The organism is Pseudomonas sp. ACN5 (assembly GCF_002303975.1).
Taxonomy (GTDB): Bacteria; Pseudomonadota; Gammaproteobacteria; order Pseudomonadales; family Pseudomonadaceae; genus Aquipseudomonas; species Aquipseudomonas laurylsulfatiphila.
In genome coordinates, this window is record NZ_MRCP01000002.1 from 142,090 (window position 1) to 164,055 (window position 21,966).

19 protein-coding genes are annotated in these 21,966 nt (G+C 59.6%); 11 read left to right on the forward strand and 8 right to left on the reverse strand.

All coding sequences use genetic code 11. From position 1 onward, the window contains the following. Positions 1-138: 138 nt before the first annotated feature. The 3 genes from dgcA to BSF40_RS03795 all read right to left on the reverse strand — a co-directional run bounded on the left by dgcA (position 139) and on the right by BSF40_RS03795 (position 3,801). Entirely contained in the window at positions 139-2,199 is a 2,061-nt protein-coding gene (gene dgcA, locus BSF40_RS03785) for a dimethylglycine demethylation protein DgcA (RefSeq protein WP_007975506.1), read from the reverse strand. A gap of 15 nt (positions 2,200-2,214) precedes the next feature. Further along, positions 2,215-2,745 carry a DUF5943 domain-containing protein gene (locus BSF40_RS03790; protein ID WP_007975505.1) on the reverse strand — a complete coding sequence of 177 codons (531 nt, stop codon included), beginning with the start codon at positions 2,743-2,745 and terminating at the stop codon, positions 2,215-2,217. A 78-nt stretch (positions 2,746-2,823) separates the two neighbouring features. Further along, positions 2,824-3,801, reverse strand: a complete 978-nt coding sequence (locus BSF40_RS03795) for a dipeptidase (protein WP_015097138.1) — start codon at positions 3,799-3,801, stop codon at positions 2,824-2,826. Between the two features lie 224 nt (positions 3,802-4,025). Between BSF40_RS03795 and BSF40_RS03805 the strand changes: the two genes are divergently transcribed. Further along, positions 4,026-4,427, forward strand: a complete 402-nt coding sequence (locus tag BSF40_RS03805; RefSeq protein ID WP_095964142.1) for a lysozyme inhibitor LprI family protein — start codon at positions 4,026-4,028, stop codon at positions 4,425-4,427. 60 nt (positions 4,428-4,487) lie between these two features. Then, a complete protein-coding gene (locus BSF40_RS03810) occupies positions 4,488-4,904 on the forward strand; it encodes a DUF3010 family protein (protein WP_095964437.1) in 417 nt (138 codons plus the stop codon). Between the two features lie 131 nt (positions 4,905-5,035). Here the strand turns inward: BSF40_RS03810 and BSF40_RS03815 are convergent, their stop codons facing one another. Continuing rightward, positions 5,036-5,980, reverse strand: coding sequence for a GlxA family transcriptional regulator (locus BSF40_RS03815; protein WP_095964143.1), 945 nt, complete (start codon positions 5,978-5,980; stop codon positions 5,036-5,038). Between the two features lie 224 nt (positions 5,981-6,204). Between BSF40_RS03815 and BSF40_RS03820 the strand changes: the two genes are divergently transcribed. From BSF40_RS03820 to BSF40_RS03845, 6 genes are all read left to right on the forward strand, one after another. Beyond that, on the forward strand, positions 6,205-7,149 hold the full coding sequence (locus BSF40_RS03820) for a choline ABC transporter substrate-binding protein (protein WP_095964144.1): 945 nt from the start codon (positions 6,205-6,207) through the stop codon (positions 7,147-7,149). Positions 7,150-7,245: 96 nt separating this feature from the next. Then, on the forward strand, positions 7,246-8,133 hold the full coding sequence (locus BSF40_RS03825; protein WP_007975497.1) for a 3-keto-5-aminohexanoate cleavage protein: 888 nt from the start codon (positions 7,246-7,248) through the stop codon (positions 8,131-8,133). Positions 8,134-8,276: 143 nt separating this feature from the next. Beyond that, positions 8,277-9,242 (forward strand): L-carnitine dehydrogenase, encoded by a 966-nt coding sequence (locus tag BSF40_RS03830; protein ID WP_095964145.1) that lies wholly within the window; start codon positions 8,277-8,279, stop codon positions 9,240-9,242. Positions 9,243-9,380: 138 nt separating this feature from the next. Continuing rightward, positions 9,381-9,857: a thioesterase family protein gene (locus BSF40_RS03835; protein ID WP_095964146.1), complete on the forward strand. Its 477-nt coding sequence runs from the start codon at positions 9,381-9,383 to the stop codon at positions 9,855-9,857. Between the two features lie 13 nt (positions 9,858-9,870). Next, a complete protein-coding gene (locus BSF40_RS03840) occupies positions 9,871-11,034 on the forward strand; it encodes a gamma-butyrobetaine dioxygenase (protein ID WP_095964147.1) in 1,164 nt (387 codons plus the stop codon). Between the two features lie 386 nt (positions 11,035-11,420). Beyond that, positions 11,421-11,687, forward strand: a complete 267-nt coding sequence (locus tag BSF40_RS03845; protein WP_007995656.1) for a hypothetical protein — start codon at positions 11,421-11,423, stop codon at positions 11,685-11,687. Between the two features lie 112 nt (positions 11,688-11,799). Here the strand turns inward: BSF40_RS03845 and BSF40_RS03850 are convergent, their stop codons facing one another. The 3 genes from BSF40_RS03850 to BSF40_RS03860 form a co-directional block, all read right to left on the reverse strand. After that, positions 11,800-12,903: a GlxA family transcriptional regulator gene (locus tag BSF40_RS03850; RefSeq protein ID WP_007975492.1), complete on the reverse strand. Its 1,104-nt coding sequence runs from the start codon at positions 12,901-12,903 to the stop codon at positions 11,800-11,802. Positions 12,904-13,396: 493 nt separating this feature from the next. Beyond that, a complete protein-coding gene (locus BSF40_RS31495; RefSeq protein WP_141249700.1) occupies positions 13,397-14,497 on the reverse strand; it encodes a hypothetical protein in 1,101 nt (366 codons plus the stop codon). A gap of 99 nt (positions 14,498-14,596) precedes the next feature. Further along, on the reverse strand, positions 14,597-15,973 hold the full coding sequence (locus tag BSF40_RS03860; RefSeq protein ID WP_095964149.1) for an L-serine ammonia-lyase: 1,377 nt from the start codon (positions 15,971-15,973) through the stop codon (positions 14,597-14,599). A gap of 435 nt (positions 15,974-16,408) precedes the next feature. On the opposite strand from BSF40_RS03860, the gene BSF40_RS03865 reads away from it, so the two are divergent. The 3 genes from BSF40_RS03865 (at position 16,409) to choV (ending at position 19,454) form a co-directional block, all read left to right on the forward strand. Continuing rightward, positions 16,409-17,356, forward strand: coding sequence for a choline ABC transporter substrate-binding protein (locus BSF40_RS03865; RefSeq protein ID WP_015097149.1), 948 nt, complete (start codon positions 16,409-16,411; stop codon positions 17,354-17,356). 77 nt (positions 17,357-17,433) lie between these two features. Continuing rightward, complete coding sequence (gene choW / locus BSF40_RS03870) at positions 17,434-18,279, forward strand: choline ABC transporter permease subunit (RefSeq protein WP_095964150.1); 846 nt, start codon at positions 17,434-17,436, stop codon at positions 18,277-18,279. Continuing rightward, positions 18,276-19,454, forward strand: coding sequence for a choline ABC transporter ATP-binding protein (gene choV / locus BSF40_RS03875; RefSeq protein WP_015097151.1), 1,179 nt, complete (start codon positions 18,276-18,278; stop codon positions 19,452-19,454). The genes choW and choV overlap by 4 nt, the downstream gene beginning before the upstream one ends. A 202-nt stretch (positions 19,455-19,656) precedes the next feature. Here the strand turns inward: choV and BSF40_RS03880 are convergent, their stop codons facing one another. Beyond that, complete coding sequence (locus tag BSF40_RS03880) at positions 19,657-21,597, reverse strand: BCCT family transporter (RefSeq protein WP_256589422.1); 1,941 nt, start codon at positions 21,595-21,597, stop codon at positions 19,657-19,659. Positions 21,598-21,966: the final 369 nt, after the last annotated feature.

Sequence of the window (21,966 nt, forward strand, 5' to 3'; positions counted from 1 at the left end):
GGATGCCTTGCTCGATCCTCTGTAGGAGCGAGCTTGCTCGCGATGGGCGTTAACGATGACGCGTGCGGTCTGGAGAAACGCGGCGCCTTCAAATCCATCGCGAGCGAGCTCGCTCCTACAGGGGTTGTTCACAAGCTCTTAGAAATCCTTGCACAACCGCAGCGCGTCATAGATCGCCGCGTGCACGTTACGCTGGGCCACACAGTCGCCGATGCGGAACAGCAGGTAGCCGTCGCCGCTCTGTTCCAGGCAAGGCTGCGGCTTGATCGCGAACAAGGCTTCGACGTCGATCTGGCCTTTGTTGCGCGAGCCTTCCTTCAGCGCGTAGTAGATTTCTTCGTCCGGACGCACGCCGTTTTCCACGACCACCTGGTCGACCACCCGCTCCTCTTTGGCGCCGGTGTATTCGTTTTCCAGTACCGCCACCAGCTTGTCGCCTTCGCGGTAGACCTTCTCCAGCATCATGTCGCCGGTCATGATCACTTCTTTCGGGTACATGCTGCGGTAGTAAGTCGGGAACGATGTACCCCCGATGGCGACGCCCGGCTTGATGTCGTCGGTAACGATCTCGACCTGGCTGCCCTTGTCCGCGATGAAGTCAGCGGTCGACATGCCGGTGAATTCGCAAATGGTGTCGTAGACCAGCACGTTCTTGCCCGGTGCAACCTTGCCGTCGAGGATGTCCCAACTGCTGACCACCAGGCCTTCAGCCGCGCCCCAGTGTTCGTTCTGCTCGATGAACGGATGGCCGCCGACAGCCAGCACCACCACGTCCGGACGCAGGTCCATGATGGTTGGCGCGTCAGCCGCGGTACCCAGGCGCAGGTCGACTTTCAACCGCGCCAGTTCCAGTTGATACCAGCGGGTGATACCGGCGATCTGGTCCCGTTGCGGGGCTTTCGATGCGGTGGTGATCTGCCCGCCGATGAATTCCTTTTTCTCGAACAGGGTCACGTCGTGGCCACGCTCGGCGGCCACGCGGGCGGCCTCCATCCCGGCAGGACCGGCGCCGACCACCACCACCTTGCGTTTCACGCCAGTGGTTTTTTCGATGATGTGCGGCAGGCCCATGTATTCACGAGAAGTAGCAGCGTTCTGAATGCACAGCACATCCAGGCCCTGATACTGACGGTCGATGCAGTAGTTGGCACCGACGCACTGCTTGATCTGGTCGATCTGGCCCATCTTGATCTTGGCGATCAGGTGCGGGTCGGCGATGTGCGCGCGAGTCATGCCGACCATGTCGACGTAACCGCCTTCCAGGATACGCGTGGCCTGGTTCGGGTCCTTGATGTTCTGCGCGTGCAGCACGGGGACCTTGACCACTTCCTTGATGCCGGCAGCCAGATGCAGGAACGGCTCCGGCGGATAACTCATGTTCGGAATCACGTTGGCCAGGGTGTTGTGGGTGTCGCAACCCGAACCCACGACGCCGATGAAGTCGAGCATGCCGGTGTCATCGTAATACTTGGCGATCTGCTTCATGTCTTCGTGGGACAGGCCATCCGGGTGGAACTCATCACCACAGATGCGCATGCCCACGCAGAAATCATCACCGACCTCGGCGCGTACGGCTTTCAAGACTTCCAGACCGAACTTCATCCGGCCTTCGAAGGTGCCGCCCCATTCGTCGGTACGCTTGTTGACCCGCGGGCTCCAGAACTGGTCGATCATGTGCTGGTGCACCGCCGACAGTTCAACACCGTCCAGGCCACCGGCCTTGGCACGGCGAGCCGCTTGAGCGTAGTTACCGATCACCCGCCAGATCTCTTCCGGCTCGATGGTTTTGCAAGTGGCACGGTGCACTGGCTCGCGCACACCCGACGGCGACATCAGCGTCGGCCAGTTGAAGCCGTCCCAACGCGAGCGACGACCCATGTGGGTAATCTGGATCATGATCTTGGCGCCGTGCTTATGCATGGCATCGGCCAGATTCTGGAAGTGCGGAATGATGCGGTCGGTGGACAGGTTCACCGAACTCCACCATTCCTGCGGGCTGTCGATGGCCACGACGGACGAACCGCCACAAATCGCCAGGCCGATCCCGCCCTTGGCTTTCTCTTCGTAGTACTTGACGTACCGATCGGTGGTCATGCCGCCGTCGGTGGCATAAACCTCGGCGTGCGCGGTGCTGAGCACACGGTTACGGATGGTCAGTTTGCCGATCTGGATCGGCTGGAACATTGCTTCGAAAGCCATGGCGGGTTCCTCGACTTACAACGGCTTGACGATGAACAAGCCGTCTTCGTGGCCCTCTTCGGAGCCACCGTAGACTTGCTCGGCCACGGTGCGGATCTTGCTGCCGCGAGCGGCGAGGATCTGGTCCATCGCGCCGGCAAACCAGCCAGTGAACATGTAGTCGACCTTGCGCCCGACCTTGCCGTACACATAGACGAACGCCGAGTGTTCGAGCTTGACGCTGGCGGTGCCTTTGTCGAGGTCGATGTCCTGGATCTTGAACAGGCCCCAGCCACGCTGCGACAGGCGCTTCATGTAGTGCTCGAACACCGCGACGCCTTCCAGGCCATGGCATTCGGCTTCTTTTTCACACCAGTGCCAGGCGGACTTGTAGCCGGCCTTGTAGAGGATTTCGGCATAGGCTTCAGCGCCCAGCACTTCCTCGATGCCCATGTGGTTGTTGACGAAGAAATGCCGTGGCACGTACAGCATCGGCAGGGCGTCGGACGTCCAGACACCGGTCTCGCTGTCGACTTCGATTGGCAATTGCGGGGCGATCTTGGCCATGGAAACTTAACTCCAGAAAAATTTTGGTGTTGCCCCCGGCGCGGGCGGCCGGGGGAAAGGATTCAGAGGTGCAGTGGCTTACTCGCCCCAAACGTCCTTGAGGACGTTCACCCAGTTTTCGCCCATGATCTTGCGTACCACTCGCTCGGAGTGGCCGCGCTTGAGCAGGGTTTCGGTCAGGTTCGGGAACTCGCCCACGGTGCGGATGCCCAGCGGGTTGATGATCTTGCCGAAGCTGGTCAGGCGGCGGGCGTAGCCCTTGTCGTGGGTCAGGTATTCGAAGAAGTCCTGGCCATGGCCCTGGGTGAAGTCGGTACCGATGCCGATGGCGTCTTCGCCGACGATGTTCATCACGTACTCGATGGCTTCGGCGTAGTCGTCGATGGTCGAGTCGATACCCTTGGCGAGGAATGGCGCGAACATGGTGACGCCGACAAAGCCGCCGTGGTCGGCAATGAACTTGAGTTCTTCATCGGACTTGTTGCGCGGGTGCTCCTTGAGCCCCGACGGCAGGCAGTGGGAGTAGCAGACCGGCTTTTTCGACTCGAGGATGACTTCTTCGGACGTCTTGGAGCCGACGTGGGACAGGTCGCACATCACGCCAACGCGGTTCATCTCGGCGACGATTTCGCGACCGAAGCCCGACAGGCCGCCATCACGCTCGTAGCAACCGGTGCCCACCAGGTTCTGGGTGTTGTAGCACATCTGCACGATACCGACGCCGAGCTGCTTGAACACCTCGACATAGCCGATCTGGTCTTCATAGGCATGGGCGTTCTGGAAGCCGAAGAGGATGCCGGTCTTGCCCTGCTCCTTGGCCTTGCGGATGTCGGCGGTGGTACGCACCGGCATCACCAGGTCGCTGTTCTCGCGGATCAGCTTCTGGCTCGCGGCAATGTTGTTGACGGTAGCCTGAAAGCCCTCCCACACCGACACGGTGCAGTTGGCTGCGGTCAAACCGCCCTTGCGCATGTCTTCGAACAGTTCACGGTTCCACTTGGCAATAATCAGCCCGTCGATAACGATGCTGTCGGCGTGCAATTCGGCTGGGCTCATCAGGCTGTCCCCTTATTAGCGATTCATGCGCCGAATCGTCTGCCGGCGCTTTGGGGCCAGCATATGCCTCGGTGCCTCGGCGACCGGGTGCAAAAACGACAGGGGGTTTGCCGAAAGCGTCAATCCGCGACAAAGGGTCGTCTCCCGGCACAATCAGCGACCTGTTCAAGGCCCTCGGCTTGGGCCAGAATTCGCTGCATCACTGGAATAGAGCGGCGACCTGAATGAAATCCATCCTTCTGGCTTTGGCATTGATTGCGACTGGCGTACACGCAGCGCAGGAGTCCGACGACAACCCGTGCGATAAAGTCGAAAACGACGTCCAGACCCTCGAGTGCTCGGCCTTCAGCAAAACCAGCGCCGAAGACCTGCTCAAGGAAAACCTCCAGGGCTTGGCCGACCGCATGCAGTCGCAATACGGCAAAAACCCGTCGCAACTGGCCGACATCACCGCCAAGCTCAAGGCCGCCCAACAGCAATGGCTGAAGACCCGGGATGCCGACTGCGCCGTCGAAGCCTTCCCGGCCACCGGTGGCAGCAAGGCGCTCACCATTGCCCAGAACGATTGCATTGCGCGGATGAGTGATGAACGGTCGGAGTTTTTGGAGTCGATTGGGCAGGAGTGATTCGTGCGCCAGTCAGCTTGAACTGTAAGCTGCTCACCTCTATCACCAATGGGATTGAACATGAAAGTCTGCGGCATCGAAATCAAAGGCAGTGAAGCGATCATTGCCGTGGCCACGCTGGACGGTCAGGCGCTGAGCCATGTCCCGCTCGCCACCAAGAAAATTGCCCTGGACGATGACGATGAAGCCGCCAATGTCAAAGTGTTCGCAGCCCAGGTCGCTTCGTTTGTCCGGGAGAACTCCATCGACCGCATCGCGATCAAAAAGCGCAGCAAGAAAGGCGAATTCGCCGGTGGGCCGACCACGTTCAAGATCGAAGGGGTTTTCCAGTTACTGGAGAATTGCGAGGTGACGCTGCTGTCTCCGCAGACAATCACGGCGCAGTGCAAGAAATTCAATGTCGAACTATCGGATACGCTGAACAAATATCAGCATGAGGCTTACAAGGCGGCGTGTTCGGCGTTGTTGAAGAAGTAAGGCTTTCGACCTGCCAAAACCGAACACTGTGGGAGCGGGCTTGCCCGCGAAAGCGGTGTGCCTGTCAACATCCATATTGAAAGTGCCAGCCTTATCGCGGAAAAGCCCGCTCCCACAGGTTTCTCGGGTGTTTATGCCTGCGCGGTGCGCCGATCCTCCCGCGGACAACGCTCATATTTCGCCCGATAACTGCGGGTGAAATACGACGGCGACTCAAACCCGCAGGCAATGCTCACCTCCAGCACGCTCATGTCGGTCTGCCGCAGCAACTGCCGCGCTTTTTCCAACCGTAACCGCAGATAGAAATTGCTCGGCGTGTCGTTCAGGTGCAACCGAAACAACCGCTCCAACTGCCGCCGCGTCACCTTGATCGATTCCGCCAGTTCCAGCGTACTCAGCGGCGGTTCGCTGTGCTGTTCCATCTCGCCGATCACCTGCACCAGCTTCTTGTTACTGATGCCGTAGCGCGTGGCGACCTCCATGCGTTGGTGGTCTTTGCGCGGGCGGATGCGGCCGAGTACGAATTGCTCGCTGACCTGTATCGCCAGATCGGGACCGTGGGCCTGGGCGATCAGATCCAGCATCAGATCAATGGACGCGGTGCCGCCAGCGGAAGTGATGCGCCGACGGTCGATCTCGAACAGTTCCTGAGTGACGCTGAGCTGCGGATAGGACTCCTTGAAGGCGTCGATGGCTTCCCAGTGCAGCGTCAGGCGATGGCCGTCGAGCAGGCCGGCCTCGGCGAGGATGAAACTGCCAGTGTCGATCGCGCCCAGGGTCACGCCTTCGTTGTCCAGCCGACGCAACCAGTGCTCCAGCGCCGGGGTGGCGAATTTCAGCGGTTCGAAGCCGGCGACCACCAACAAGGTCGCGCCTTTCTTCAGCGGCTCCAGCGCCGCATCGGCGTTGACCGACATACCGTTACTGGCCAGCACTGCCCCGCCGTCCGCGCTCAGCACATGCCAGCGATAAAGCTCGCCGCGAAAGCGATTGGCGACCCGCAACGGCTCGATGGCCGAGATAAATCCGATGGCCGAGAAACCCGGCATCAACAAGAAGTAGAAATCCTGGGACATGGGACGCACTCGCTTAGCAGGTAACAAGAGGCCAGGTAACGAGAGGGCGGGCAGCGTAGGGATGTTGATACGCCAGTTGCAAGCGGCTTTCAAGAGCACAGGTCGCTGCAGTGCAAGAGCTGGTCGCCGCAGTGCGCTTTCATCGGTGCTTTGCTGCGTAACTTGGCATCACCGGCGCATCAGACACCGGAACTCACAATAACGAACTGCCGAGGAACCTGAGAATGAAACGACTGATCAGCAGCTGTGTTCTTGCACTCAGTGGTACCGCGTTACTGAGCGCCAGTGTCATGGCCGCCGAACCCGCCGCATGCCAGAACGTGCGCATGGGTGTAGTGAACTGGACCGACGTGATCGCCACCAGTGCCATGACCCAGGTATTGCTCGATGGCCTCGGCTACAGCACCAAACAAACCAGCGCCTCCCAGCAAATCATCTTCGCCGGGATCCGCGACCAGCGTCTGGACCTGTTCCTCGGCTACTGGAACCCGCTGATGACCCAGACCATCACCCCGTTCGTCGAGGCCAAGCAGGTCAAGGTGCTTGATGCGCCAAGCCTGCAAGACGCCCGCGCGACCCTCGCCGTGCCGACCTACCTCGCGGACAAGGGCCTGAAAACCTTCGCTGACATCGCCAAATTCGAAAAAGAACTGGGCGGCAAGATCTACGGCATCGAGCCGGGCTCGGGCGCCAACACCCAGATCAAGGCGATGATCTCCAAGAACCAGTTCGGCCTCGGCAAGTTCCAGCTGGTCGAGTCCAGCGAAGCCGGCATGCTCGCCGCGGTGGATCGCGCCGTGCGTCGCAACGAAGCCGTGGTGTTCTTCGGCTGGGCGCCGCACCCGATGAACGTCAACGTGAAAATGACCTACCTCACCGGCAGCGAAGACGCCCTCGGCCCGAACGAAGGCAAGGCCACCGTGTGGACCGTCACCGCACCGACTTACGCCCAGCAATGCCCGAACATCGGTCGCCTGCTGAGCAACCTGACGTTCACCGCCGAAGACGAGAGCCGGATGATGCAGCCACTGCTGGATCACAAGGACGCTTTCGAGTCGGCCAAACAATGGCTCAAGGATCACCCGCAGGACAAAAAACGCTGGCTTGAAGGCGTCACCACCTTCGATGGCAAACCGGCCGCTGAAAACCTGCAACTAACCAGTAAATAAACCCGAACCCACCACCGTCTCGCAGCCCCAAGGGGCTGCGAACGGGACCAGCATGCCTGGCCAAAACCAAAAAACTCGCCTGTAAGGAACCGCCAAATGAACCACGACGTCATCATCACCTGCGCACTCACCGGTGCTGGCGACACGACCAGCAAGAGCCCCCACGTGCCGGTCACCCCAAAACAGATCGCGGCTGCCGCCGTGGAAGCCGCCAAGGCCGGCGCCACCGTGGTTCACTGCCATGTGCGCGACCCGCAAACCGGCAAGTTTAGCCGTGATGTGGCGCTGTATCGCGAGGTGATGGAGCGTATCCGCGAGGCGGACGTGGATATCATCGTCAACCTCACTGCCGGCATGGGCGGCGACCTGGAAATCGGTGCCGGCGAGAATCCGATGGAATTCGGTCCGAACACCGATCTGGTCGGCCCGCTGACCCGTCTGGCCCACGTCGAAGAACTGCTGCCGGAAATCTGCACCCTCGATTGCGGCACCCTGAACTTCGGCGACGGCGACACCATTTACGTCTCCACCCCGGCCCAGCTGCGCGCTGGTGCCAAACGCATTCAAGAGCTGGGCGTGAAGGCCGAGCTGGAAATCTTCGACACCGGCCACCTGTGGTTCGCCAAGCAGATGATCAAGGAAGGCCTGCTCGACAACCCGTTGTTCCAGCTGTGCCTGGGCATCCCGTGGGGCGCTCCGGCGGACACCACCACCATGAAAGCCATGGTCGACAACCTGCCGGCCGACGCGGTCTGGGCCGGCTTCGGTATCGGTCGCATGCAGATGCCGATGGCGGCGCAAGCGGTGTTGCTCGGCGGCAACGTGCGGGTCGGGCTGGAAGACAACCTGTGGCTGGACAAGGGCGTGCTGGCGACCAACGGCCAACTGGTCGAACGCGCCACGGAAATCCTCAGCCGCCTTGGTGCCCGCGTGCTCACCCCCGCTGAAGGCCGCAAGAAAATGGGCCTGACCCAGCGCGGTTAATTCAAAACAACTTTCCCCCTGTGGGAGCGAGCTTGCTCGCGATGACATCGGTACATCCGAAGCATCATCTGCGGCAGGAATACCGCCATCGCGAGCAAGCTCGCTCCCACAGTTTTTTTCCGAGCCAAATTCAGGAATTGACCATGAGCTTCATCACCGAAATCAAAACCTTCGCCGCCCTGGGCAGCGGTGTCATCGGCAGCGGCTGGGTGTCCCGCGCCCTCGCCCATGGCCTGGATGTAGTGGCCTGGGACCCGGCACCAGGCGCTGAAGCAGCCCTGCGCAAACGCGTCGCCAACGCCTGGGGCGCACTGGAGAAACAAGGCCTGGCGCCGGGTGCATCGCAGGATCGCCTGCGCTTTGTCGCAACCATCGAAGAATGCGTTCGCGACGCTGACTTCATCCAGGAAAGTGCCCCGGAACGCCTTGAGCTGAAACTGGACCTGCACAGCAAAATCAGCGCGGCAGCCAAGCCCAATGCGTTGATCGGCTCCAGCACCTCCGGCCTGCTGCCGAGCGAGTTCTACGAGAGTGCCACACACCCGGAGCGCTGCGTGGTCGGTCACCCGTTCAACCCGGTTTACCTGCTACCACTGGTCGAAGTGGTCGGCGGTAAAAACACCGCGCCCGAAGCCGTGCAAGCGGCGATGAAAGTCTATGAATCCCTGGGGATGCGCCCGTTGCACGTGCGCAAGGAAGTGCCGGGCTTCATCGCCGACCGCCTGCTCGAAGCGCTGTGGCGTGAGGCGCTGCACCTGGTCAACGACGGCGTGGCGACTACCGGTGAAATCGACGATGCGATCCGCTTCGGCGCAGGCCTGCGCTGGTCGTTCATGGGCACCTTCCTGACCTACACCCTGGCCGGTGGTGATGCCGGCATGCGTCACTTCATGGCGCAGTTCGGCCCGGCGTTGCAGTTGCCGTGGACTTACCTGCCGGCACCGGAACTGACCGACAAGCTGATCGACGACGTGGTCGACGGTACCAGCGATCAACTGGGTAAACACAGCATTTCAGCGCTGGAGCGCTATCGTGATGACTGCCTGCTGGCAGTGCTGGAGGCGGTGAAGACCACCAAAGAGAAACATGGGATGGCCTTCAGCGAGTAGACCGTCAGTTAATGGCCCAGCAGGCCTGGCCCCTTCGCGAGCAAGCCCGCTCCCACATTGGAATGCGTCCCCCCCTGTGGGAGCGGGCTTGCTCGCGAAAGCGGTAGCCCGGTCACCACTATTATCGGAACCTGAACCATGCCCACCCTCACCACCTACCAAACCACCATCATCCCCGACTGGGTCGACTACAACGGCCACCTGCGCGACGCCTTCTACCTGCTGATTTTCAGCTACGCCACCGATGCCCTGATGGATCGCCTGGGCCTGGACAGCGACAGTCGCGAAGCCAGCGGCAACTCGCTGTTCACTCTCGAACTGCACCTCAACTACCTGCACGAAGTGAAACTCGACGCCCAAGTCGAAGTGCACACCCAGATCATTGCCCACGACAGCAAACGCCTGCACCTCTATCACAGCCTGCATCTGGTCGGTGATGACAAGGAACTCGCCGGTAATGAACAGATGCTGCTGCACGTGGAACTCGCCGGACCGCGTTCGGCCCCGTTCAGCGACCAGTCCTTGAATCGGCTGCAAGCCATCGTCGCCGAACAGGCGGACCTGCCAACGCCCGGGTACATTGGCCGAGTGATCGCATTACCCCCAAAAAAATAACAAGGAGATCGTCATGAACACCGCCGCTGCATTGGCCGACTTTCGTACCTATCCGTTGATCAGCGCGCTGACTGGCGTGCAGACACTGGCGGACCGGGTTCTGGTGAAGTGGGCCGACGATCGCGTCAGCCCTTTCCACCATCAATGGCTGCGGGATAACTGCCCGTGCCCGCAGTGCGCCTACACCGTGACCCGCGAGCAAGTGCTGGAAATCGTCGATGTGGCTCAAGACCTGATGCCTGACGCCGTACACATCGACACCGATGGCTGCCTGTCGATGGATTGGCAGGATGGCCACGCCAGCCGCTTCGATCCCGGCTGGCTGCGCGCCCACGCCTATGACGATGAATCCCGCGCCGAACGCCTGGCACGCAAACCCAAAGCCAGGCTCTGGCACAGCGATTTGCAGTTGCCGGTGTTCGAATATCAAGCACTGAAGAACGACCCGCAGGCGTTGCTGCAATGGCTGCTGGCGGTTCGCGATGTCGGCCTGACCCAGGTTCGTGGCGTGCCCACCGAGCCCGGCTCTCTGAAGTTGATCGCGCAACGGATTTCCTTCATCCGCGAGAGCAATTTCGGCGTGCTGTTCAACGTGCAATCCAAAGCCGACGCCGACAGCAACGCCTACACCGCTTTCAACCTGCCGCTGCACAGTGATTTGCCGACCCGAGAGCTGCAACCGGGGCTGCAATTCCTGCATTGCCTGGTCAATGACGCCGAGGGCGGCGAAAGCATTTTTGTCGACGGGTTTGCCATCGCCGATGCGCTGCGTCGCGAAGACCCGGAGTCATTCAAAAGCCTTTGCGAAATCCCCGTAGAGTTTCGCAACAAAGACCGCCACAGCGACTACCGCTGCCTCGCGCCGATCATCGCCCTGGATACGTTGGGGCAGGTATCGGAAATCCGCATGGCGAACTTTCTGCGCGGACCGTTCGACACTTCGGTGGAGCAGATGCCCAGGCTTTATCACGCCTACCGGCGCTTTATCGCGATGACGCGCGAACCCCGATTCCGCTTGATGCAGCGGCTCAATCCCGGTGAGCTGTGGTGCTTCGACAACCGCCGCACCCTGCACGCCCGCAACGCCTTCGACCCCGCCACCGGGGCGCGGCACTTCCAGGGCTGCTATGTCGACCGGGATGAGTTGTTGTCGCGGATTCTGGTGTTGCAACGCTAGACCGCGTCATCGTTCTTCGCGAGCAAGCCCGCTCCCACACTCGACCGCATTCCCCTGATGGGACTCGGTCAACTGTGGGAGCGGGCTTGCTCGCGAAAGCGGTCTATTAATCGATACAAAACCCATTGATTCACAGACAAAAAAAAGCCCCGATCAAGCCGTGACAGGATCGAGGCAGAGGGTACTGTTGAGGAGCTGCCGTGCGAGGGTGACCAAACCTTCGTGAAGCGAGCTGAGCCCAGTGTGCCCACTCCTCCGAACGGCAAGTTAGTCGAAAACGACCTGTTCATAGCCATTGCGGCCATTGCGACAATTCGCCCTTGCCGCTACTGCGTGGCCCTACCAGAATCGAGCCACGACACCGTTCCCTGAAGAAGGATTGCGTCATGATGCACGCCGATTTGATAGACCAGGAAGACCTGTTGGGCCAGCTCAAGTCGTTGGGATTTGAGGTGCCCACCGGCGCCACCGCCGAGCAGGCCTGTGAGTGTGCGGTACGGGGTTTGAACGATGTACGGGCGATGACGCTGCGGACCATGGTCAAGCAGATGTACACCAGCAGCGCGACCATCCTGCCGGCGGTGCGCCAGGCGATCGACAAGCAGTTGTTGCCGGCATTGGCGGAGTATCAGCAGAGCCACACAGGCCGATAAAAAGACTTCGCGGGCAAGCCCGCTCCCACAGGGCTTTGTGTCGAGCACAAAGTTAATGCTCTGACACAAAACCTGTGGGAGCGGGCTTGCCCGCGAATGAAGGCGCCTCGGTTTAAAGCCTTACACTGGCAAACGTCGACTCATTACGCGCCTGGCTCAACGCCGACAACGGCCCGGACAACGGCGACAGCACCAAGGCTTGCGGCAACGGCATCATCGCCACTTGCTGGGTAGTGTTGGAGCCTACGCGCTCGTCACGCGGCGGAATGCCGAAGTATTCGCGGTAGCACTTGGAGAAGTGCGGCGTGGATACGAAGCCACACACCGATGCCACTTCGATGATCGACATCGGCGTTTGCTTGAGCAGTTGCCGGGCGCGGATCAGGCGCAGCTTCAGGTAGTAACGCGACGGCGAGCAGTGCAGGTATTTCTGGAACAGGCGCTCGAGCTGACGACGGGATACCGCGACATAGACGGCCAGTTCGTCGAGATCGATCGGCTCTTCGAGGTTGGCTTCCATCAGCGCAACGATTTCCTGCAGTTTTGGCTGATTCGTGCCGAGCATGTGCTTGAGCGGCACACGCTGGTGATCCTGCTCGTTGCGGATGCGCTCGTAGACAAACATTTCCGAAATGGCCGCCGACAGTTCACGGCCGTGATCGCGGCTGATCAGGTGCAGCATCATGTCCAGCGGCGCGGTGCCGCCGGAGCTGGTGAAACGGTTACGGTCGAGGGTGAACAGGCGGGTGCTCATGGCCACCCGCGGGAAAGCTTCCTGCATGGCTGCCAGGCATTCCCAGTGCACGCTGCAATCGAAGCCGTCGAGCAGGCCGGCGCAGGCCAGGGCCCAGCTGCCGGTGCACACCGCGCCGAGGCGGCGGGACTGGCGGGCCTGGCTTTGCAGCCATGACACGTGTTCACGGGTCACAGTGCGCTGGATGCCGATACCGCCGCAGACGATGACGGTGTCCATTGGCGGGGCTTTGTGCATGGAGGCGTCGGGGGTGATCTGCAGGCCGTCACTGGCCCAGACCTGGCCGCCATCGACGGTGAGGGTGGTCCAGCGATATAGCTCGCGACCGGACAACTGGTTGGCCATGCGCAGGGGTTCTACTGCGGAGGCCAGAGAAATCAGCGTGAAATTGTCCAGCAGCAGAAAGCCGATGGATTGAGGCGCACGGTTCTGGGGTTGGGCCCCGGAGTTGAACGTCGTCATCGCGGTATCTCCTCACACAAAGCGGGTGATGGCCTCAGGCGGAGGCTCTTTTTATTGCCATCGTTCTCGCGTGGGAGACGGGCTTTGTAATGACAGAGCAATTGCCATGCCTAAATTTGAATGCGCGTTCAATAACTCCTAAAAACGACGTCGGAATGTGTCTATATATGTCTTGCAAGGCGTGGGGATTTAAATGGCCATCAGGACGGGCAAGCGCCCCGGCTCACGAGCGGTGAGCAATTCGGTAGCACTTGTGGGAACAGGGCTGCGAGCCGCTGTAAAAGAGTGTCACCGCAGGCACGGGTGACGGGTGGTCAGAGCTCTGGATAAGACCCGACCGCCGGTGACACGGATTATCTGTTAGCGACGCGCCAAAAGGTGGCGCGTTTTAAATCGAGTGTTCACTTAGCGCGCAGTTTTGACTGGTCTTGATAACAAACGCCCCCCTTGCACCGAAGCGTTTTATTTAACTTCGCAACCGCTACTGCGACGATCAGGAACGTCTCAACATTCTTGCTACCTGATCTGAGGCCGCCTCCAACCGTTCTTTAAAAGCTTGCAGCTCCTTCACCCCAACCGCATCCGCATCTGGTAGATCAGCCATCGCTTTTCGAAAAGAAAGGTGAATGTCCAACAAATGCTGGATAGTCAAAGAAGAGACCGAAACGCCACCTGAAAAAGACTCAATCAAAGCAAGATCATCGCTCAGCCGGGTATTGCCATTACCCAGGCAATCGGGCTCTGCAACGCGAAATCCGTTCATATGAGCGTTCCGAAACACCTGGCCCGTGCTTACCTCGACATTTGCGCTACCCAATGCGGTAAATGCGCCAAACAACACATCGCGAACCTGGGTTTTTGATGAACCTGCATCGAGCTCACTGGGAATCAACTGGCGGACAGTTTTGATTTCCGTACGCAATGATGACTTTGCAGCATCGCTCGCCGGCATTTTGCCAAGAATCAGTTCGATATCTTCTACTGAAATGATCTCCCTCCCGGCAATGACCGTCCCTACATCGTTGAGACTATTAAGTACATCAGCAACGGCTGCGGCGGTTAACCCACCCCTGAACTCAAGATGATAATGGGCCTGCATGCGACCATTTTCCGCAAAAGGAACCCCCAGAGTATGGTAGCGATCATAATCGTCAGGGTTACTCTGACGCGGAAGATTGCGGTCCTCATGAATCAATCCATCGCCGATCAAATGATTCTCGTGAACTGTAATTGACGGAGATTCTGCGTCTTTCCTGGCCAAAATTTGATTCAGAGCCATTACCGTAGAGGTCACAGCACGCCCAACCTCACGCTTGTCCTCTTGGCTGAGCGCCCCAGTGGAAAAATCCCTCGAAGCAATCAAGTTCAGCAAACCTCGTTTAGCATGCATTTCAACGCTATGAAGTAACGCCGCTGGAGAGCAATCGTGCTTTACCCATGTCAACTTGCTGCTACTGGCAAGATGAAGCGAACCCGGATTGTTTTCTGCCAAAACCAATTGTTTGTGTACCAACGTCGTTTTTGCGTGAAAGCCAGGATCCAACAGGACACCACTAAGATTTGGAGCGGAACCGGATAGTGTTTTCGTTAGCATAGAAACCCTCGAAGACAGGAAATCGAGCCCAGCATTCTAGAGACCGCTACTGCTGCAAATGACTTACACCTGTATCCAAGTAATTCTTACGTTACCCCCTCAACACTCCACCGCACTCACCGCCAACCCACCCCGCGATGTCTCCTTATATTTGTCATGCATGTCGGCACCGGTATCGCGCATGGTGCGGATTACCCGATCCAGCGAAATAAAGTGCTGGCCATCGCCGCGCAATGCCATCTGCGCAGCGTTGATCGCCTTCACCGCCGCAATCGCGTTGCGCTCGATGCACGGCACCTGGACCAGTCCACCCACCGGGTCGCAGGTCAGGCCGAGGTTGTGTTCCAGGCCAATTTCCGCCGCGTTGCACAGTTGCTCTGGTGTGGCGCCAAGGATTTCCGCCAGCCCGGCGGCCGCCATGGCGCAGGCCGAACCGACTTCGCCCTGGCAACCGACTTCGGCACCGGAGATCGAGGCGTTCTTCTTGCACAGGATGCCTACCGCCGCCGCACCGAGGAAGTAGTCGACGACATTGGCGTCGGTCACAGCCTCGCTGAACTTCATGAAGTAGTGCAGCACGGCCGGAATGATCCCCGCCGCGCCGTTGGTCGGTGCCGTGACCATGCGCCCGCCGGCGGCGTTTTCTTCGTTGACCGCCAGGGCGAACAGGTTGACCCATTCCATGGCGCTCAAGGTCGAGCCAATCACGTTGGGTTTGTTCAGCTCCTGCAGGCTGCGATGCAGCTTCGCCGCGCGGCGGCGCACGTTCAGCCCGCCGGGCAGGATGCCTTCGTGTTTCAGGCCCTGTTCGACGCAGTCCTGCATGGCGCGCCAGAGCTTCATCAGACCGCTGCGGATTTCTTCTTCGCTGCGCCAGACTTTCTCGTTAGCCATCATTAATTCAGCCACGCGCAGGTTGTGCTTCTTGCACAGCTGCAACAGCTCGGCGGCGCTGGAAAAGTCATATGGAAGCACGGTGCGATCCAGATCCACGACACCGCTGGAAGCTTGCGCCTCATCGACGACAAAACCGCCGCCGACCGAGTAGTAGGTGTCGCGATGCAATTCACCGTCATCGCCTTCGACAATCAGGGTCATGGCGTTGGGGTGGAACGGCAGGTTTTCGTCGATCAGGCGCATGTCCCGAGCCCAGACGAACGGCACCGGCAGGCGACCGTCGAGCAACAGTGTGTGGGTTTCGCGCAGGGTCTGGATACGGATGCCGATTTGCGACGGATCGATCGCATCCGGCCACTCGCCCATCAGGCCCATGATCACCGCGTTGTCGCTGCCGTGGCCGATGCCCGTGGCCGATAACGAGCCAAACAGCTGGACTTCGACACGCCGCACCTGTTCCAGCAGACCCCGCTCGCGCAAGCCCTGCACAAACAACGCCGCTGCCCGCATGGGTCCCACGGTGTGCGAACTGGAAGGGCCGATGCCGATTTTGAACAGGTCGAAAACACTGATAGCCATGACTGCCGAACTCCTGAATGGGCCCACTGCGCACGCCAAAGCGCAGGGTGACGGAGCTGCTACGCTCAAGCTGCAATCCGCCGAGATGGCCGCATCATCAAGCTTTTATCCAGTTGTTCGACGTCTCTAACCGACGCACTCATGCCCACCAGCGCCGCGTGTCTTTTACGCCGTGTTTTCGCCGTTTTTTTGCGGTTCAGAGGGGAAAAAAGGGCTGAAAAAATCTGTAAACGACGTCACCGACACTGGATGCGACCATCCCTGTACTGGATACGACGCACCCTGTAGGCGTCAGATTTTCACTGGTACATGATCGTATCGACTCGATTGCAAGGCGCCGTGGTAGAGCTGTCTCCAGAACGCCATCCAACCGCAACCTATAAGTGCGGTGGTCCAGTCGGAACACTGCCAAAAAAAACACCAAGGAGTCCATCCATGAAAGGTTCCCCGTCGTTGTTGTTGGCCGCCATGCTTAGTCTGCCGGTTCTGGCGCAAGCCGCAGAACCGGCGCAGTGCAGTACCGTAAACTTCTCCGATGTCGGCTGGACCGACATCACCGCGACAACCGCGACGACCAGCGTCGTGCTCAACGCCCTCGGCTACAAGACCAAGACCACCATGATTTCCGTGCCCGTGACCTACAAGTCGCTGGCCGATGGCAAGAACATGGACGTGTTCCTGGGGAACTGGATGCCGACCATGGAAAACGACATCAAGGCCTACCGCGATGCCGGCACCGTGGAAACCGTGCGTACCAACCTCAAGGGTGCCAAGTACACCCTCGCCGTCCCTCAAGCGCTGTACGACAAGGGGCTGCATGACTTCGCCGACATCGCCAAATTCAAGAAAGAGCTCGACGGCAAGATCTACGGCATCGAGCCTGGCAACGATGGCAACCGCCTGATCCAGTCGATGATCGACAAGAACGCCTTCGGCCTCAAGGACGCGGGCTTCAAGGTCGTCGAGTCCAGCGAAGCAGGCATGCTGTCGCAGGTCGACCGCGCGCAGAAACGCGACACCGCCGTGGTCTTCCTTGGCTGGGCGCCGCACCCGATGAACAAGCGCTTCAAGATTCAATACCTGACCGGCGGCGACGATTTCTTCGGCCCCGACTTTGGCGCCGCCACCGTGGCGACCAACACCCGCAAGGGCTATGCCGAGGAATGCAGCAACGTCGGTCAGTTGCTGAAAAACCTGGAGTTCACGGTCGACATGGAAAGCGAACTGATGGGCAACATCCTGGACGACAAGATGAAGCCTGACGCGGCCGCCAAGGCCTGGCTGAAAAAGAATCCACAGGTGCTCGATACCTGGCTCGCTGGCGTAACCACCATTGACGGTAAACCGGGCCTGGAGGCCGTGAAAGCCAAACTGACGCCTTGAATTAGGGAGCATCGCTTATGCCGGACGGCCCACGCCGTCCGGGCTGTTTATTTCCTTGCATGCGGACGTTCACTACCATGCTGATTGATCAGAAAATACCTCTAGGCCAGTACATCTCGGGCTTCGTTGAATGGTTGACGCAACACGGCGCCAGCACCTTCGACGCAATCGCCGTGACACTGGAAACGATGATCCACGGCGTGACATTTGCGCTGACCTGGTTCAACCCGCTGGCGCTGATCGGCCTGATCGCTCTACTGGCACACTTCATTCAACGCAAATGGGGCCTGACCGCGTTTGTCGTTGCCTCCTTTCTGCTGATCCTCAATCTGGGGTACTGGCAGGAAACCATGGAAACCCTCGCCCAGGTGTTGTTCGCCACCCTGGTCTGCGTGCTCATTGGCGTGCCCCTGGGCATCGTCGCCGCGCACAAGCCGATGTTCTATACTGTAATGCGTCCGGTACTCGATCTGATGCAGACCGTACCGACCTTCGTGTACCTCATTCCTACCCTGACCCTCTTCGGTCTGGGTGTGGTCCCGGGCCTGATTTCGACGGTGGTGTTCGCGATTGCCGCGCCCATCCGCCTGACCTACCTGGGTATCCGCGATGTTCCGGAAGAATTGATGGACGCCGGCAAGGCCTTTGGCTGCTCCCGGCGTCAGCTGCTCTCGCGAATCGAACTGCCCCACGCCATGCCAAGCATCGCGGCAGGCATCACCCAGTGCATCATGCTGTCTCTTTCGATGGTGGTGATCGCGGCACTGGTGGGCGCCGATGGTTTGGGCAAACCGGTGGTCAACGCACTGAACACTGCTGATATCGCCCTGGGCTTCGAAGCAGGCCTGGCGATCGTACTGCTGGCGATCATGCTCGACCGTATCTGCAAACAACCCGACGCCAAGGTAGGGGGTGACGCATGAGCATTATTCGCTTCGATAACGTTGACGTTATCTTCTCCAAAGATCCACGCGAGGCGCTCAAGCTGCTGGATCAGGGCATGACCCGCAACGAGATCCTGAAAAAGACCGGGCAGATCGTCGGTGTTGAAAAAGCCAGCCTGGACATCGAAAAAGGTGAAATCTGTGTACTGATGGGCTTGTCCGGCTCCGGCAAGTCCAGCCTGCTGCGCTGCATCAACGGCCTGAACACCGTCAGCCGTGGCAAGTTGTTCGTCGAGCACGAAGGCAAGCAGATCGACATCGCCTCCTGTAGCCCGGCCGAACTGAAAATGATGCGCACCAAACGCATCGCGATGGTGTTCCAGAAGTTCGCCTTGATGCCTTGGCTGACCGTTCGCGAGAACATCAGCTTCGGCCTGGAAATGCAGGGTCGGCCCGAGAAGGAACGACGCAAACTGGTGGACGACAAGCTTGAGCTGGTGGGCCTGACCCAGTGGCGCAACAAGAAGCCCAACGAGCTGTCCGGTGGTATGCAGCAACGCGTGGGCCTGGCCCGTGCCCTGGCGATGGACGCCGACATCCTGCTGATGGACGAACCGTTCTCGGCACTTGACCCGCTGATCCGCCAGGGTCTGCAGGACGAACTGCTGGAACTGCAACGCAAGCTGAGCAAGACCATCGTGTTCGTAAGCCACGACCTCGACGAAGCCCTGAAATTGGGCAGCCGCATCGCGATCATGAAAGACGGCCGGATCATCCAGTACAGCAAGCCGGAAGAAATCGTCCTCAACCCTGCGGACGACTACGTGCGGACCTTCGTGGCCCACACCAACCCGCTGAACGTACTGTGCGGCCGCAGCCTGATGCGCACCCTGGACAACTGCAAGCGCATCAACGGTTCGGTGTGCCTGGATCCAGGCGGTGATTCGTGGCTGGATCTGGCTGAAGGCAACACCATCAAGGGCGCTCGCCAGAACGGGTCTGCGCTGGACTTGCAGAACTGGATACCGGGTCAGGCCGTTGAAGGCCTGGGTCGTCGACCCACCCTGGTGGACTCGAACATCGGCATGCGCGATGCGCTGCAGATTCGTTATCAGACCGGCAACAAGCTGGTGCTGCATGACAACAACAAGGTGGTGGGGATTCTGGGCGACAGCGAGCTGTATCACGCACTGCTCGGCAAGAACCTGGGGTAAGGCAACAGATGCAAAAACGCCGCGAGAGAATCGCGGCGTTTTTGTTTATGGGTTATCAGGTCATATAGCTTTGCCGCTGATGGCCCCTTCGCGAGCAAGCCCGCTCCCACAGGTGACCGAATGCGGTCGAATGTGGGAGCGGGCTTGCTCGCGAAGGGCGCAACGCGGTGCTTCAGACAGAAACACCGCGCCCTATCGCTACTCAGCTGTAAACCCGGCCAAGCAGCTGCCGATGGCTTTCAAACTGATCGAGCACGTCACGGGTGATCTGATCTTGAGTGAATCCCATCAAGTCGTAGTCCTGGCTACCGTTATGCAGGTAAACCTCGGCGCGATAGAAACGCTGACGCGCCTCATCGGACTGTGCCGATTCAGTCGGCGTGGCCAGGTAACCGTCCAGGCTGACTTCGTAGACAAACGGGTTGCCCTCTTCCATCTCGACGCGCACGCCCATGCAACGCTTGGACTTGCCCAGCAGCGTCTGAACCTGCAGACCTTGAGCACGCATTTGCGCCGTCGCATCTTCCAGCGCCGGGCTCACTTGCTTGTCCATGAAGCGCTGCACCACCGACTGGCTCGGCTGCAGGTCCAGCTGGGTCAAACGCTCGCTGAAACCACGACGACCGCGTGCCGCCAGTTCCGCTTGCTCCTGTTCGATCTGCACGTCCTGGCGCATGGCCTTGTGCAAGCCGAACATGAAGAACACCAGCACCACCGAGAACGGCAGACCAGCCAGTACCACCATGGTTTGCATGGCTTCGAAGTTACCGGCGAACAGCAGGCCGATGGTCACCAGGGTGATCACCACCGACCAGAAGATCCGCAGCCAGTGCGGCGCGTCTTCATCGACGGTACCGCCCTTACACGACAGGTTGGCCATCATCACCGCGCCGGAATCCGCTGGGGTCAGGAACAGCACGAAACCAACGAAAATCGATACGCCGATCACCACCTTCGATGCCGGGTAATGCTCAAGCAACTGGTAGATCGCCATGGATGGCTGTTCCAGCGCCGTTTTTCCAAGCTCCACCGCCCCATGGTTCATCACCAGGTCCAGGGCCGAGTTACCGAAGATCGACAGCCACGCCAGGGTGAAGCCCAGCGGAATCAGCAGTACGCCGGCCACCAGTTCACGCACCGTGCGACCACGGGAAATACGTGCGATGAACATGCCCACGAATGGCGCCCAGGAAATCCACCAGGCCCAGTAGAACAGGGTCCACAGGCCCAACCAGCGGTCGGACTTCTCGGCGTCGCCTTCATACACATAGAGGTCGAAGGTCTTCAGCACCACACCGTTCAGGTAGTCGCCGACGTTCTGCACGAAACCGTTGAGCAGGTGCAGGGTCGGGCCGAACAGCAGGACGAAAATCAGCAGGCCGCTGAACAGCACGATGTTCAGGTTGGACAGACGACGGATGCCGTTTTCCACGCCCGACACCGCGGCGATGGTCGCCACGGTGCTCATCACGATGATCACGATCAGCAGGTTGGTGTTGCTGTGCTCCATGCCGAACAGGTTTTCAAGGCCCGACGACACTTGCAACGAACCGATCCCCAGGTTGGTCACCAGCCCCAGCAGGGTCACGAACATGCCGAAGCCATCCACCGCGTGACCGGCCGCGCCCTTGACCCAGCGCTCACCCACCAGTGGATACAGCGCCGAACGCAACGCCAGCGGCTGGTTATGGCGGTAGGCAAAGTACGCCACCGCCAAGCCGACCAGCGCGTAAATCGCCCAGCCGTGCAGGCCCCAATGCAGGAACGTCAGTTGTACTGCCTGACGTGCCGCGAGGTTACTGCCGGCCACGCCTTCCGGCGGGTTGAAGTAGTGGTCCAGCGGTTCGGACGCGCCGAAATACAGCAACGAGATGCCGATACCCGAGGAAAACAGCATCCCCGCCCAGGCGCCGTAGCTGAAGTCCGGGGTGTCGTCCTTGCTGCCCAGCTTGAGTTTGCCGTAGGACGAAAACGCCAGGCCGACGACGAAAATCAGATAGGCGGCAATCACCACCATGTAGTACCAGCCGAAGCTGCGGGACAACCAGGCTTGCGCCGTACCCAGCATTCTGCCGGCCTCTTGCGGGGCGATGATCAGAATGGCGGTCAACAACAGAATCAACGCGGTAGAGGTGTAGAACACCCAACCGTTGACCGACACCTTCTGCGGTGGGGTCTTTATTAGCGAGGCAGAACTCATGGCACAGATGCTCCGGGCAGTGCGAGAGAAGAACGCAAGGCAAACGAGTTACCCGACCAATCGGTTAGTGGGCAGCCGACCGGCGGGTGATATAAAGACACCCCGAAAAAAGCCCGAAACCCCTGGAGCGCCACAGCGCGTAGGTTTCGAGCAGTTTCGGAAGTCATTTTTCCGCCGCTACATGTTGGGAAAATCTGTAGGCAGCGACGATTTGTCGCAGATCTTATTCTTTGTTGATTGAACGTTCAATCAAAACAAAATAGACTGGCCCTCAAGCCGGTAGTCGTTTGACGTCTGCCGGAAGGCCCAAGG